We start from the raw sequence: 13353 nt of genomic DNA on the forward strand, positions 1-13353 counted from the left end.
TGTAACGCCAGAATCCCGACGTCTGCATAGATTGAGTTCGACGCCATCGTGCGCGTCGTCGCAAAAGACGCCTGGAGAGTCAGGAGCGTCGTGACGAACGGCTTCTGCGTGGAAGCACAGATTGAAGCCAACGGGAGAGGAACGTGGAGTGCGTCCTTCGCATTTGATCCCGAGACCGGCGACTACCACTACTCCGCCCCTTACCCGGGCGCGAAGGCTCCTGCGTTCTTCGGTGACGAGGTCCGTACCGGATGAGGGAAGCAACGGCTGGCTGACCAGCGGGCCCCAACCGACACCCCGCCGCACGTGATCCCTCCTTGCCGTTTGCGGCTGGTGGCGATCCTGCTGGCTTATTCCGTACCCAGCAGGATCGTCACCAGCCGCAAACGGCGGCACGACGGGCCCGGCGGTACGTGTTCCCTCCGTTCAACGGACACGGACGGTTACCATGGAGATGTCGGTGTGCCGTCCGGGTCCAGACCACACGGCCACAGCCTGTTGAAAGGGCGCCGGTGTTGCCGTGGTCGGCGGCGCGTTGGGGGAAAGGTGGCTCATGGGCATCATCAGACGGGGATCCATGGGTTCCGTCATTGCATTGACTGTGCTTGCCGGAATCGCGACGGCGCCCGCGTACGCGCAGCCGACGAGGGCTGTTTCAGCCGATGACCCGGAGCCCGTGAACACGGCTCCACCGGCGGAGCCGGAAGAGACCGAATTGGTCGACGCCACGGACCCTGCGCCCGAGCCGGAAGAGACCGTCCGGCCGAGCAAACCGGGAGACACCACGAACGGCGAGTACTGCGGCCCGACGCAGCACATCTACACGCCCACAACCAAGGGATCCAAATACCACAAGGGCGTAGGGCCGACCAACTCCAACTACAACGGAACATCGCGCACCGCACGGTCGACTTTCACCTCCGAGGTCACCGGTGAGGTCGGAGTGAGCGTCTCCGGAGAGCTGTCGACCAGCGTGGACGTGATGGTCGCGAAGATCGAGGCCAAGTACGCCGTCAACCTCAGTGTCAAGCTGACAGCCAAGGTGGGTAACTCGATCGCGGTGGACACGCCGCCGAAGAAGACAACGAACGCGAAGTACGGCGTCTACCGGCTCAAGAACACCGGTAGCAGCTACACGATCTACAGCAACTGCAAGACAACGACGAAGAAGACCGTCACCAGCTACACGCCCATGAAGGTTGGCTGGTACCTGTGGGAGAGCTGATCGCCCCGGCTGCTGCTCGTCCTTCCTTCAGCCTCGCCGCGATTGCCATGGCCGCTGCCTTGGTACTGACTGGATGCAGCGGCGAGGAGAAGCCCGGATCAGCCAAAACATCCGCCTCTCCATCCGGGCGTGTCAGCCCGCCGCAGACCAGCGACCGGGCTGAGTACGTGAAGGGCGAGACGGTTTCCCAGGCCCCCAAGGCGGTTAATGACGGACAGGTGCTGCTGTCCGTCGCGTCCAGGAAAGGAAATGCCGAGCTTCCTTTGACCAAGGAGATCGGCATCGGGAGTCTGGCCATCCAGGTCAACTGCCAGGGCAAGGGAACGCTCCACGTAACCATCAAACCGGTGGAGCTCTCGTTCCCGCTCGAATGCGTCAAAAAGGAAGTCAGCAGCACCTACAACGAGATCCAACTGAAGAGAGCGCGCAGAGAGGGAAGTGTGCAGGTAACGGCCCCCTCAACTGTTCGCTGGGCCCTTACTGTCGAACAGTGAGCCTTTTCCAACCTCACGTTGATGCGTGATGAAGGACGAGGACGGCCTTCACGATGTCGGTGATCCGGGTGGTGTTGCAGCGGAGCTTCCGCAGGAGGCGCCAGCCCTTGAGAGTGGCCATGGCCTGCTCGCCGAGGCAGCGGATCCTGGCGTGGCTGCTGTTGTGGCGGCGCTTCCGTCTCTTCAGGCGGCGGCCCCGGAACGGGACCCGGACGGGTCCGCCCGCGCCTTGGTACGCCTTGTCCGCCCAGCACTTGAGCCGTGCACCGGTGAGTGCCTCGACGATGCCGTGAGCACGGGCGGCGGTCAGGTCGTGCGTGGAACCTGGAAGGGCCGGCGAAGCCCACCGCAGCCGTCCGGACGGGTCGGTCAGGACCTGAATGTTCATTCCATGGCGTTTATGTTTGCCGGAGCAGTCCGGGGTGTCGGCGGCCATCCGGTCGATCGGCAGGAGCGTTCCGTCGAGGATCACGAAGGCCGGCCGGCTCGCGGTCCGCATGACCTCGGAGAGGCTCGGCGCGAGCGCGGCCAGGACCTCTATCGCCTCACGGATGCAGCGGAAGACTGTAGCGATCCCGATGCCGAACCCGGCGGCGAGCTGGGCGTAGGTGTCGCCACAGCGCGGGTGGGCCAGGGCCAACAGGGCCTGGCGGCCCGGCGTCAGCCGCCGCCACGGGTGCGGGTCTGTACAGCGAACGGCTCTGGCCCGTAATCGGTGGTGACGACGTGTGGCTGCCTTCGTTGGCATGGCATGCGTGACGCCAACGAGGTTGTGGGTGCGCTGTTTTCGGGGCTTTCGGCCCTCGTCGTCGAGGGCGTGACGGACGAGGGCGGAGGTCATCCGGGTGTCTGCGCGGACCCGGGACGATCCGGTGCTGTGCCCGGCGTGCGGGCAGCTGACGAGGCGGGTGCACGGGTTTTATGGGCGGGTGGTCGCTGACGTGACGGTGGACGGACGGCGGGTTGTCGTGTCGGTGCGGGTCCGGCGCCTGGCCCGTCCGGTTCTCGGCTGCCCGCGACAGACGTTTCGCCGGAGCTGCCTTCGATCTGGCAGCCGCCCTCGTTCCCGACACCACGGGGACGAGCGGGCTGCGGCTGATCACCGCCGCCGACGGCTCCGAACACCTCGACATCCGTCTCGACCCCGCGGCCGGACACCTCACCGTCGACCGCAGCCACGCGTCGCTCGACACACGAGCCCGGGGAGGCTCGTACACCCTGCCCTTCCCAGCCAAGCAGCGCCCCGGCAGTCCCGTCGAACTGCGCGTGATCGTGGACCGCTCGATAGCCGAGATCTACCTTGGCGACGAACAGGTCCTCACCCTGCGGTTCTATCCACTGGGTGAAGGGCCGTGGCGGCTCCAAGCCCGTACGACGGGCACCCTGCGCAGTGAATTCGCGGTCGAAGCCTGGGACCTGACCCAGGCAGACGCCCTGAGAGAGCCGACCCTTACAGGCCGGGGATGGGCGCCGACCGACTGATTCCCTGCCTGACCGGGCACGCCTGACCGGACCTGTTCACCGCGGTGCCCGCCGTTCCTGAGTGCTACGACGCTACGACCGTCACGACGAGGAGCGTCGACGAACGAGGTATCCGGGCAGACAGGCGTGCCGTCCCGCACCGTCTCCGTCCTCCTGCGCCTACGAAGCAGTGAGTTCTCCCGATCCTCGGACGATCAGCCGGGTGGGGACGGTGATGGTGCGGGCGCGGGAACGGTCGCCGTCCAGGCGTGCCAGGGCGGTCTCCGCTGCCTTCCGGCCGATCTCTTCGGGGTCCTGGGCCACGACGGTCAGGGCGGGTTCGAGGGCTTCGGCGAGTGGCACGTCATCGAAGGCGACCACGGCGACGTCCTTCCGCTTGATGCGGGCCAGTTCGGCGACCACTCCCAGCGCGACGATGTTGTTGCCGGCGAACAGAGCGGTGGGGGGACTCGCCAACTCCAGCAGGCTGGAGGTACAGGCCGAGGCGCTTTGCTGGTCGTGGGCGTTGATGACCAGGGAGCGATCGTGGGGGAGGCCGGCCTCGGCCAGGGCCGAGCGGTATCCGGCCAGGCGTTCACGGCGGGTGTAGAGGTTGGTGGGGAGGTCGCCGACAAAGCCGATGCGGCGGTGGCCGTGGGCGATCAGGTGGGCGACACCCTCGTGTGCCCCCGCGAGGTTGGAACTGACGACGCTGTCCGTGGTCAGCCCCGCTCCCGGCCGGTCGACGAAGACGACGGGCAGCCCCGTGCTCCGATGGCTCCGCAGGTGGGAGTGGTCGGAGCCGACGGATGGGATGACCATCAGGATGCTGATGCGACGGGCGAGGAACTTGTCGGTCAGTTCCCGTTCGCGTGCGGGTTCGTCCGCGGAGGACCCCATGAGCAGGGTGAGGCCGCGGTCCCGCACGATGTCCTCGATGCCGCCGGCCACCGCTCCGAAGAAGGGGTTTCCGAGGTCGGGCACGACGAGCCCGATGGTCGTGTCGGGTCCGCCGACACGGATGTTGCGGGCCATGAGGTTCGGCTGGAAGCCGAGTTTGGCCACGGCGGCGAGAACCTGTTCCCTGGTCCGGGCCGAGGCGGGTCCGTCCTCGTTGAGCACCCGGGAAACCGTCTTGGCGCTGACGCCCACTTCTCGGGCGACGTCGGCCAGGGTGGGGCGGCGGTTCGCTGCCATGGAGCGGGGGTCTCCCTGTGCTCGTCGGTTCCGGCCGCGGCCTCGGCCGGAACCTGTGAGTGTTTCGTCGGGTGTCAGGTGGCCTGGACTCCCGCTGCCTTGGCGGCCTCGGAATCCGCTACGACAGTACCTCCGGCCTCATCGAGGGTCAGCGCGCCGGTCATGATGGCGACGACTTCGGCCATGCTGTGGTCGGAGGGCCTGATCACGGCGGCGCGACGGCCCAGCCGGTGGACGTGGATCCGGTCGGCGATCTCGAAGACATGTGGCATGTTGTGGCTGATCAGGACCACGGGCATGCCCTTGTCGCGGACCCGGCGGATCAGGTCGAGGACCTGCCCCGATTCCTTGACGCCGAGGGCGGCGGTGGGTTCGTCCATGACGACGACGCTGCGCGCCCAGGCGACGGAACGTGCGACGGCCACGGCTTGCCGCTGCCCGCCGGAGAGGGTTTCGACCGCCTGCGTGAGGGACCGCAGCCCGATCTTGAGGTCGGCCATGTGCTCCGCGGCCTCCTGGCGCATGCGCTTCTTGTCCAGCATGCGGAAGGCGCTGCCGAGGACGCCGGGCCGGCGCAGTTCACGCCCCAGGAACATGTTCGAGGCGATGTCCATCGAGGCGGCCACCGCCAGGTCCTGATAGACGGTCTCGATGCCGTGGGCGCGCGCGCTCTGCGGCCCTGTGAACTGGATGAGTTCGCCGTTGAGGCGGATTTCGCCCGCGTCCGGTGCCACCGCGCCGGTGAGGGCCTTGATCAGGCTGGTCTTGCCGGCTCCGTTGTCGCCGATGACCGCGAGGACCTCGCCGGGCATCAGGTCGAAGTCGGCGCCGTCGATGGCGGTGACCTGCCCGTAGCGCTTGACCAGACCGCGGGCCTGGAGAACAGGGGTGGGAGTGGTGGTCATCGGGCCTTCCTCCGGGACATCTGGTCGACGGTCACCGCGAGGATCACGAGGATCCCGGTGATCAGGGTCTGGTAGATGGAGGCCACACCCATCAGTTGGAGGCCGTTGCGGAAGACACCGACGATGAGGACACCGATGAAGGTGCCCAGGACCGAACCGCGTCCGCCGAAGAGGCTGGTGCCGCCGAGGACCACGGCGGTGATGCTGTCGAGGTTCTCGGTCTGTCCTGCCTGCGGGTCGCCCACCCCGGTGCGGGAGATGAGCAGCAGGGCGGCGAGGCCGTACAGCACGCCGGCCACGGTGTAGATGCCGATGGTCAGGCGGGAGGTGCGGATGCCGTTGAGGCGTGCGGCTTCCTGGCTGTTGCCCAGGGCGTAGACATGCCGGCCCCACCCGGTGCTGCTGAGGGCGTAGGCCAGGAGCAGGAAGAGGCCGATGGTGACCAGCGAGCCGTAGGTGATGTCCGTGCGGCCGAGCGGGAAGGTCTCTCCGAGGGCGGTCAGCGGGCCCGGCAGGCTGGTGACGGTCTGCTCTTCGGAGTAGATGTGCGTCAGGGCGAACGCCACGTTGAGCATGCCGAGCGTCACGATGAACGGCGGCAGCGGGATCTTCTGGACCAGAAGCCCGTTGAGAAGTCCGAAGCCGCCGCAGACGACCAGGCCCAGGGTGATGGCGAGGAGCGGGGGCAGGGTGCCCTCGGCCGCCATCTTGGCGATCACGATGCTGCCGAACGCCATCACGGCACCGCACGACAGGTCGATGCCGGCCGTGAGGATGATCAGGGTCTGGCCGATGGCGAGGGTGCCGACGACCATGACCTGCTGCACGATCAGCGAGAAGTTCCCGCCCGTGAGGAACTGGTCCGTCGACAGGGAGAAGAACACACAGGCGAGGAGGAGAGCGGCCAGAGGGCCGGTGGTCGGCGCGGTGAGGAGTCTGCGGGCCGTGGTCGGCGTCTTTAGCTCGGCGTACGGCGCGGTGGTGGCTGTCATGCGAAGTCCTTGTCGGAAAAGCAGAGGTCCTTGGGGGAGGACAATTGGGGGCGGCCGTCCCCGATCGGGGCAGGGCCGGCCACCCCGCCAACGGGTTTCGGACGGCGGCTGCTCGGGCGGAGGGCGACTCAGCCCCAGCAGTTGTCCAGGCCGTAGGCGGTGTCCTTCGACGCGACCCCTGCCTGTGCCTTGTCGGTGATCAGGCTGACGCCGGTGTCGGTGTAACCGGTCGCTTGCTTGTCGTCCTTGGCGTACTTCACGACGGCCCCGACGCCTTCGGCGGCCATCTTCAGCGGGTACTGCTGGGAGGTGGCGGCGATCTTGCCGTCCTTGACCGCCTGCGTCCCGGTGCAGCCGCCGTCGACGGAGACGATCAGGACGTCCCTCTCCCTGCCCTTGGCCTTCAGTGCGGTGTACGCGCCGAGCGCGGCCGGCTCGTTGATGGTGTAGACGACGTTGATGTCGGGTGCCTTCTGCAGGCAGTTCTCCATGGCGGTCTGGCCCTTTGCCTGGTCGCCGCCGGTGTCCTGGGAGCAGACGATCGCCGGGTCCTTCTCGCCGATGCCGAAGCCCTTGAGGAAGCCGTTGTGCCGCTGGACCCCGACGGCGACGCCCGGCGCCAGGTCGAGGGTGGCGATCTTGGCCGTCTTGCCCTTCATCGAGGCTTTGGCGTAGGCGCCGATCATCTCCCCGGCCCGGAGGTTGTCGGTGGCGAAGAGGGCGTCGACCGCGCTCTCGGGGTCGGTCGGGGAGTCCAGGGCGATGACCAGGATCCCCTTGGCGCGGGCCTTCTCAAGGGCGGGCACGATCGCCTTGGAGTCGCTGGGGGTGATCAGGATTCCCTTCACACCTGCGGCGATCATGTTCTCGATCGCGGTGACCTGCCCGGCGTTGTCCCCGTCGAACTTGCCGGCTGAGGTGATCAGTTGTGCACCGCTGTCCTTGGCGGCCTTCTCCGCACCCTCCTTCATCTTCACGAAGAACGGGTTGGTGTCGGTCTTGGTGATCAGACCGACCTTGACGCTGCCCGAGCCGTCGCCCGCGGAATCCGATCCGGAGCCGGATCCGCAGGCCGTCAGTGTGAGAGCCGCGATCCCCAGGCATGCGGCGGCTCTGATCAGGGAGGGGGTCGGACGAATGGTGCGAGGCATGAACGGCTCCTGCGGGATCGCGTGCGGCTCGGCCGGCATCGAAGCATGCCGTCCCAGGGGTGTCATCGTTGACTTATGTCATCGTTGACACTGCTTGCCGAGGATGATGGACTCCGTCTCCCGGGCACGTCAATGCCTTGCCGTTGTTACAAATCGGCAACGTCCCCGGCCGTCGCTCACCCGCAGCCGCAACGCCCGTGTCGCGACGTACTCGGTTTGCCCGTCCGTTCGTCAGAGAAGAGCAGTCCATGAGTCCGCGTCAGATCACCGTCCTGGGCGAATGCGTCGCAGACGCGTTCGCCCGGCCCGCAAGCGCTCCGAATGAGCTCGACCTGCATGTACTGCCGGGCGGTGGGCCGGCGAACACGGCCGTGGCCCTGGCTCGCCTGGGCACTCCGTCCCGCTTCCTCGCACGGCTGTCCGGGGATGTGTTCGGCCGGCTGTTCCGGGACCATCTGGAGGCTTCAGGAGTGGACCTGTCGCACGCCGTCGCGGCATCGGAGCCGAGCACGTTGGCGGTGGCGGAGCTGGACGCCCATGGCCAGGCCGCGTATGCGTTCCACGCACAGGGCACGGCCGACTGGCAGTGGTCGAGCGCCGAACTGGCCGGTGTGGACCTGTCGTCCACCGCTTGCCTGCACACGGGTTCGCTCGCCCTGGTCCGGGAGCCGGGGGCGGCAGCGGTGGAGGAGTTCCTGGCAACGGCCTCGTCAAGGGCCACCATCAGTATCGATCCCAACGTCCGGCCGCTGCTGGTGCATCCCGAGACCTACCGCGCGAAACTGCGGCGCTGGTGCGACCTCGCGGACATACTGCGGCTGAGCGAGGAAGACCTCAGGCTCCTTCTGCCGGCAACGTCTCTGGAGCAGGCATGTGACGTCTGGCACGCTGCCGGCGCACGGCTCGTCGTGGTCACGCGGGGCGCCGATGGTGCTCTCGTCTCGCTGGACGGCGAGCGGATGCACGTGCCGGCCGTGACGACGCGGGTCGTTGACACGGTCGGGGCGGGCGACTCCTTCACCGCGGGTCTGCTGCACCACCTGGGTGCGCGTGGACTCCTCGGGGGGCGGCTCACCGCTCTCCGCCTGGGCGAGGTGGCGGAATCCTGTCTGTTCGCCGCCCATGTCGCGGCCCTGACCTGCTCGGTCGCCGGTCCGAACCCTCCGTGGCAGAGCCAACTGCCGCAGTACGCCTCACAGATTATCGCGTGACGGGCGGCCCGGCCGAGCCGGGGGAAACGTGTCCCAGTCGTTGACGCGTCGGCCGGAATGCGTCCATCATCGGCCCCACCCGGTGTCATCGCTGACATAAGTCAACGATGACACTCATGGCCGACGCGGTGCCGCAGCGTCGGCAGGGCCTCCCCTTTTCGCTCAGTCCGCGCGCCGGGAAGCACCCGGCTGCGGAAACGGCCGCAGCCCAGGAGACACCATGACCTCAAGACGCTTATCCCGGCATGCCCGCACGCGGATGATCGCCGCGACGGCGACCGTATGCGCCCTGTCCGCCGTCCTGTTGACGCCTCAGGCAGTCGCCTCCGGGACCCGGCCGTACGCCGAGACCTACCGGCCCCAGTTCGCGGGAGGAGACCGGGTAGCGGACCCAGGACGCGGCGGTCGAAAGGCTGACGGAGTTGTACGCCGGCCGGAAGAAGACGGCTCCCTCGGTGGCGGAGGCGCGACGCGAACTGGGGCAGCAGGCGATGGAGGAGTACGCCCGGACGTGGTTGCCCCGGCAGCGCAAGACAACCGAGTACTCGACCGCGAAAACCCTGGCGAGCCACTTCAGGGCCGCCATCAACCTCATAGCCCGCCGCCTCACCCATGAGGCAACCCCCAACTGGCGGGACAACCAAACCGAACGAAACGAATACCGAAGAACCAAACGCTCATTTTGAACTGTGGACGCACTGTTCGATGACCGAGGCGACTTGCTGTGTGGCCGGTGAGTTGCGCTCCGCCCTGCGGGCCAGGACGAGGTCGATGGTTTCCGTCTCGGTGAGCGGTAGGTAGGTCACGCCGTCGAGGCGCAGGCTCTGCACCGACTGCGGCACGAGTGCCACGCCGTGTCCGGCGGCCACGAGGACGACGAGGGTGGCGGTCTCGCCGACCTCGATGAGGGACGCCGGCTGGAAGCCTGCCCGGTTGCAGGCGGACAGGACGCGGTCGTACATGGCGGACCTGGGCTGTGAGGGATGGATGACGAAGGGCTCGTCGGCCAGCGATCCCAGCGGGATCTGCTCGCAGGCGGCCAGGGGATGGTGGGCCGGCAGTACGGCGATGAGGGGTTCGGTGCGCAGTGGCGTGAGGCTCACTCCCTCGGTGCCGGCGGTGCCGGAGCGGAGGACCGCCAGGTCGTAGGTGCCGGCGAGCAGGCCGTCCGCGAGCTGGGGGGTGAGCAGCTCGCCGTGCAGCTCCAGGGTGATGTGGGGCAGCTGGGCCCGTACGGTGCGGGCGACGCGGGGCAGGACGTCGTAGGTGGCGGTGCCGATGAAGCCGACGGAGACCCGGCCCGCGCGGCCGGTGGCCAGCTCCGTCATGTGGACGCGTGCGCGTTCGGCCTCGGCGAGCAGCGTGCGGGCGTACCCGGTCAGGTGCCGGCCCGCCTCGGTGAGTTCGACGTGCCGGGTGGAGCGGTGGAACAGGGCGATGCCCAGCTCGCGCTCCAGCTGCTTGATCTGCTGGGACAGAGCGGGCTGGGCGACGTGCAGGCGGGCCGCCGCACGCCCGAAGTGGCACTCCTCGGCGAGCGCGAGGAAGTAGCGGACCTGGCGGAGCTCCATGAATCCGATCCTATAAGAGTTCCTTATTAATAGGGCAAAATTAGGTATTGGACGTGATGAAGCAGGCGGTCATACGGTGAAGACGTGACCGACAGTTACCTCTACGCAGCGGCAAGAACACCCTTCGGACGGTTCTCCGGCGCCCTCGCCGGCATACGGCCCGACGACCTCGCGGCACTCGCCATCAGCGGGGTCCTGGCCAAGGTGCCGGCGCTCGATGCGGGCGAGATCGGCGACGTCGTCTGGGGAAACGCCAACGGCGCCGGCGAGGACAACCGCAACGTCGGCCGGATGGCCGTCCTGCTGGCCGGACTGCCCACCTCCGTTCCCGCCACCACCGTCAACCGGCTGTGCGGGTCCTCCCTGGACGCGGCGATCATCGCCTCCCGCGCGATCGAGACCGGCGATGCCGACATCGTGCTCACCGGCGGGGTGGAATCCATGTCCCGGGCTCCGTGGGGGCTGCCCAAGCCTGAGCGGGCCTATCCCGCCGGGGATGTGGCCGCGGTCTCCACCACGCTGGGGTGGCGGCTGGTCAACGAGCGGATGCCGAAGGAGTGGACGGTTTCCCTGGGCGAGGCCAACGAGCAGCTGGCCGACCGGTTCGCCATCCCGCGCGAGCGGCAGGACGAGTTCGCCGCCCGGTCCCACCACCTGGCCGACGCCGCCTGGACGGCCGGCTTCTACGACGACCTGGTGGTGCCGGTCGCGGTGGACGGCAGGGGCGACACCCTCACCTGGGACGAGGGCATCCGGCCCGCATCCACGGCCGACAGGCTCGCCGGGCTCAAGCCGGCGTTCCGCCCCGACGGCGTGATCACGGCGGGCAACGCCTCACCGCTGAGCGACGGCGCCTCGGCCGTGCTGCTCGGCTCGCGGGCCGCCGCGGCGCGCATCGGCGCCGATCCGCTGGCCCGCATCGCCGGGCGCGGGGTGTTCGCGCTGGATCCGCAGATGTTCATCTTCGCGCCGGTGGAGGCGGCGAACCGGGCCCTGAAGGCCGCCGGCATCTCCTGGTCCGACGTCGGTGCGGTCGAACTCAACGAGGCGTTCGCCGTGCAGGCACTGGCCTGCGTGGACGCCTGGAAGATCGACCCCGGCATCGTCAACGCCAGGGGCGGCGCCATCGCGCTCGGCCACCCGCTGGGCGCCTCCGGCGGCAGACTCCTGGGCACGCTGGCCCACCGGCTCAAGGAGTCCAGCGAGCGGTGGGGCGTGGCGGCCATCTGCATCGGAGTGGGCCAGGCGCTCGCCGTGGTCCTGGAGAACGTCACGGAGAAGAACCGATGACCACTCGGCTGTGTGCCCACGCCGACGAGGCGGTCGCCGGAATCGAGGACGGCTCGACCGTGCTCGTCGGCGGCTTCGGGATGGCCGGCATGCCGGTCGACCTGATCGACGCCCTCATCCGCCAGGGCGCCACGGACCTGACCGTGGTGTCCAACAACGCCGGCAACGGCGACACCGGGCTCGCCGCGCTGCTGGCCAAGGGACGGGTCCGCAAAGTGATCTGCTCCTTCCCCCGCCAGGCCGACTCGTGGGTCTTCGACAGCCTGTACCGGGCCGGCAGGATCGAACTGGAGGTGGTGCCGCAGGGCAACCTTGCCGAGCGGATCCGGGCGGCCGGGGCCGGTATCGGCGCCTTCTTCTGCCCCACCGCAGTCGGCACCCCGCTGGCCGAGGGCAAGGAGACCCGCGTCATCGACGGACGCACCTACGTGCTGGAGTACCCGATCAAGGGCGATGTGGCGCTGATCGGTGCCCACCGGGCCGACCGGATGGGCAACCTCGTCTACCGCAAGACCGCCCGCAACTTCGGACCTGTCATGGCAACCGCCGCGACCACCGTGATCGCACAGGTCCGCGAGATCGTCGAGACCGGCATGATCGATCCCGAAACCGTGGTCACACCGAGTATCTATGTCGACCGCGTGGTGCAGGAGGCGACCGCATGAACCCCACCCGACCCTCCGCGGACGGCGAACGCGGTCCGCTGGGCAAGCACGACATCGCCGCCCTCGTGGCCCGTGACATCCCCCACGGCGCCTTCGTCAACCTCGGCATCGGCCAACCGACACTCGTCGCCGACCACCTGCCGGCCGACTCCGGCGTGGTCCTCCACACCGAGAACGGCATGCTCAACATGGGCCCCGCCGCCCAGGGCGACGAGATCGACCCCGACCTCACCAACGCCGGCAAGATCCCCGTGACCGAGCTCCCCGGGGCCGCCTACTTCCACCACGCCGACTCCTTCGCCATGATGCGCGGCGGCCACCTGGACATCTGCGTCATGGGAGCCTTCCAGGTCTCCGCAGCCGGCGACCTCGCCAACTGGCACACCGGCGCACCCGACGCCATCCCCGCCGTCGGCGGAGCCATGGATCTGGCGATCGGAGCCAAGAAGGTCTTCGTCATGATGACGCTGTTCACCAAGACCGGCGCACCCAAGCTGGTACCTGAGTGCAGCTACCCGCTCACGGGGCTGGGCTGCGTCGACCGCGTCTACACCGACCTCGCCGTGTTCGACATCACCCCGCAGGGCGTCACGGTGCGGGAGACCTTCGGCACCACCGTCGACGACCTCGCGGGCCGCCTGGACCTGCCGCTCCTGCCCGCCCGGGCCTGACACCCCGCGCACAGGGCCGCGACTGGACTGTGTATTGGTTACTCGGCCCGGAGGCTTCTGCCGCATCCACCGGCACGGCTGCACCAGGGTTGGTCGGGGACCATTTACTGATGCGATGCAATGAGCGGGGCCTCCCGCTCCTGCCGGGTTCGCAGGATGCTCGGCTCAGGCAAGTCCGAACTCGGTGTGGCCCTTGAAGAGTCCACCGTACGACGGTGTGCAGTGGGTGGGAATGGATCTGCACCAGCGCCGTGACCTCGGAGGCGACTGCTTCATCCAGCGAACCGGCCGGGCCGGCAGATCCGCTACCTGGTCAGCCAGCTCAACATGCTTGGCCATCAAGTGTCCCTCCCATCAGCGGAAGTGGTCTGACCTGCATGGACGGTTGATTTTCGAATCAGACTCCTTCGTGAACGTTCCTAGCGGTGCTGATCGGGGCGGGCAGTGCCCCCTGCCCGGGGCAGCACGTTGGCCGGCCTGCCTCACGGCCGACCGGCCAACGTGCCCCTCGGTAGCCCGG

Annotated in this window: 13 protein-coding genes and 1 pseudogene; 8 read left to right on the plus strand and 6 right to left on the minus strand. The window is 68.2% G+C overall.

Annotation, left to right across the window (positions count from 1 at the left end):
- Window positions 1-553 precede the first annotated feature (553 nt).
- Window positions 554-1225 carry a hypothetical protein gene (locus FHX80_RS24485; RefSeq protein ID WP_145766173.1) on the plus strand — a complete coding sequence of 224 codons (672 nt, stop codon included), beginning with the start codon at window positions 554-556 and terminating at the stop codon, window positions 1223-1225.
- Window positions 1213-1719 (plus strand): hypothetical protein, encoded by a 507-nt coding sequence (locus FHX80_RS35905; protein ID WP_244318413.1) that lies wholly within the window; start codon window positions 1213-1215, stop codon window positions 1717-1719. The genes FHX80_RS24485 and FHX80_RS35905 overlap by 13 nt, the downstream gene beginning before the upstream one ends.
- Window positions 1720-1732: 13 nt before the next feature.
- On the opposite strand, the gene FHX80_RS24495 is transcribed toward FHX80_RS35905, so the two are convergent.
- Window positions 1733-2467, minus strand: coding sequence for a transposase family protein (locus FHX80_RS24495; protein ID WP_425281695.1), 735 nt, complete (start codon window positions 2465-2467; stop codon window positions 1733-1735).
- 3 nt (window positions 2468-2470) lie between these two features.
- Here FHX80_RS24495 and FHX80_RS24500 point away from each other — a divergent pair.
- Together FHX80_RS24500 and FHX80_RS24505 are read left to right on the plus strand one after the other, a co-directional pair.
- Window positions 2471-2750, plus strand: a pseudogene (locus tag FHX80_RS24500) (transposase family protein); the annotation flags it as partial.
- A complete protein-coding gene (locus tag FHX80_RS24505; RefSeq protein ID WP_145766174.1) occupies window positions 2683-3201 on the plus strand; it encodes a GH32 C-terminal domain-containing protein in 519 nt (172 codons plus the stop codon). The pseudogene FHX80_RS24500 and the gene FHX80_RS24505, both read left to right, overlap by 68 nt.
- A 159-nt stretch (window positions 3202-3360) precedes the next feature.
- Here the strand turns inward: FHX80_RS24505 and FHX80_RS24510 are convergent, their stop codons facing one another.
- From FHX80_RS24510 to FHX80_RS24525, 4 genes are all read right to left on the minus strand, one after another.
- Window positions 3361-4377, minus strand: a complete 1017-nt coding sequence (locus FHX80_RS24510; RefSeq protein WP_145766175.1) for a LacI family DNA-binding transcriptional regulator — start codon at window positions 4375-4377, stop codon at window positions 3361-3363.
- A 74-nt stretch (window positions 4378-4451) separates the two neighbouring features.
- A complete protein-coding gene (locus FHX80_RS24515; protein WP_145766176.1) occupies window positions 4452-5282 on the minus strand; it encodes an ATP-binding cassette domain-containing protein in 831 nt (276 codons plus the stop codon).
- On the minus strand, window positions 5279-6274 hold the full coding sequence (locus FHX80_RS24520; protein ID WP_145766177.1) for an ABC transporter permease: 996 nt from the start codon (window positions 6272-6274) through the stop codon (window positions 5279-5281). Before FHX80_RS24520 ends, FHX80_RS24515 begins: the two co-directional genes overlap by 4 nt.
- Window positions 6275-6402: 128 nt before the next feature.
- The gene (locus tag FHX80_RS24525; RefSeq protein ID WP_145766178.1) at window positions 6403-7425 is read right to left on the minus strand and encodes a sugar ABC transporter substrate-binding protein; all 1023 of its coding nucleotides are present in this window, start codon (window positions 7423-7425) and stop codon (window positions 6403-6405) included.
- A 248-nt stretch (window positions 7426-7673) separates the two neighbouring features.
- Between FHX80_RS24525 and FHX80_RS24530 the strand changes: the two genes are divergently transcribed.
- Complete coding sequence (locus tag FHX80_RS24530) at window positions 7674-8636, plus strand: carbohydrate kinase family protein (protein WP_145766179.1); 963 nt, start codon at window positions 7674-7676, stop codon at window positions 8634-8636.
- Window positions 8637-9313: 677 nt separating this feature from the next.
- Here FHX80_RS24530 and FHX80_RS24540 read toward each other — a convergent pair.
- A complete protein-coding gene (locus tag FHX80_RS24540; protein WP_145766180.1) occupies window positions 9314-10207 on the minus strand; it encodes a LysR substrate-binding domain-containing protein in 894 nt (297 codons plus the stop codon).
- 84 nt (window positions 10208-10291) lie between these two features.
- On the opposite strand from FHX80_RS24540, the gene FHX80_RS24545 reads away from it, so the two are divergent.
- The 3 genes from FHX80_RS24545 to FHX80_RS24555 are packed head-to-tail and all read left to right on the plus strand — an operon-like array spanning window position 10292 to window position 12833.
- Window positions 10292-11497 (plus strand): thiolase family protein, encoded by a 1206-nt coding sequence (locus FHX80_RS24545; RefSeq protein ID WP_145766181.1) that lies wholly within the window; start codon window positions 10292-10294, stop codon window positions 11495-11497.
- Window positions 11494-12162, plus strand: a complete 669-nt coding sequence (locus FHX80_RS24550) for a 3-oxoacid CoA-transferase subunit A (protein WP_145766182.1) — start codon at window positions 11494-11496, stop codon at window positions 12160-12162. Before FHX80_RS24545 ends, FHX80_RS24550 begins: the two co-directional genes overlap by 4 nt.
- Complete coding sequence (locus FHX80_RS24555; RefSeq protein WP_145766183.1) at window positions 12159-12833, plus strand: 3-oxoacid CoA-transferase subunit B; 675 nt, start codon at window positions 12159-12161, stop codon at window positions 12831-12833. The genes FHX80_RS24550 and FHX80_RS24555 overlap by 4 nt, the downstream gene beginning before the upstream one ends.
- The last annotated feature ends 520 nt before the right edge of the window (window positions 12834-13353 follow it).

The sequence above is a fragment of the Streptomyces brevispora genome (genome assembly GCF_007829885.1).
GTDB lineage: Bacteria > Actinomycetota > Actinomycetes > Streptomycetales > Streptomycetaceae > Streptomyces > Streptomyces brevispora.

Excerpts from the sequence above, each read along its gene's own strand:
- FHX80_RS24530 (WP_145766179.1), top strand. The coding sequence starts at position 7,674 with ATGAGTCCGCGTCAGATCACCGTCCTGGGCGAATGCGTCGCAGACGCG.
- FHX80_RS24520 (WP_145766177.1), bottom strand. The coding sequence starts at position 6,274 with ATGACAGCCACCACCGCGCCGTACGCCGAGCTAAAGACGCCGACCACG.
- FHX80_RS24525 (WP_145766178.1), bottom strand. The coding sequence starts at position 7,425 with ATGCCTCGCACCATTCGTCCGACCCCCTCCCTGATCAGAGCCGCCGCA.
- FHX80_RS24540 (WP_145766180.1), bottom strand. The coding sequence starts at position 10,207 with ATGGAGCTCCGCCAGGTCCGCTACTTCCTCGCGCTCGCCGAGGAGTGC.
- FHX80_RS24510 (WP_145766175.1), bottom strand. The coding sequence starts at position 4,377 with ATGGCAGCGAACCGCCGCCCCACCCTGGCCGACGTCGCCCGAGAAGTG.
- FHX80_RS24550 (WP_145766182.1), top strand. The coding sequence starts at position 11,494 with ATGACCACTCGGCTGTGTGCCCACGCCGACGAGGCGGTCGCCGGAATC.
- FHX80_RS24515 (WP_145766176.1), bottom strand. The coding sequence starts at position 5,282 with ATGACCACCACTCCCACCCCTGTTCTCCAGGCCCGCGGTCTGGTCAAG.
- FHX80_RS24485 (WP_145766173.1), top strand. The coding sequence starts at position 554 with ATGGGCATCATCAGACGGGGATCCATGGGTTCCGTCATTGCATTGACT.
- FHX80_RS24495 (WP_425281695.1), bottom strand. The coding sequence starts at position 2,467 with ATGCCAACGAAGGCAGCCACACGTCGTCACCACCGATTACGGGCCAGA.
- FHX80_RS24555 (WP_145766183.1), top strand. The coding sequence starts at position 12,159 with ATGAACCCCACCCGACCCTCCGCGGACGGCGAACGCGGTCCGCTGGGC.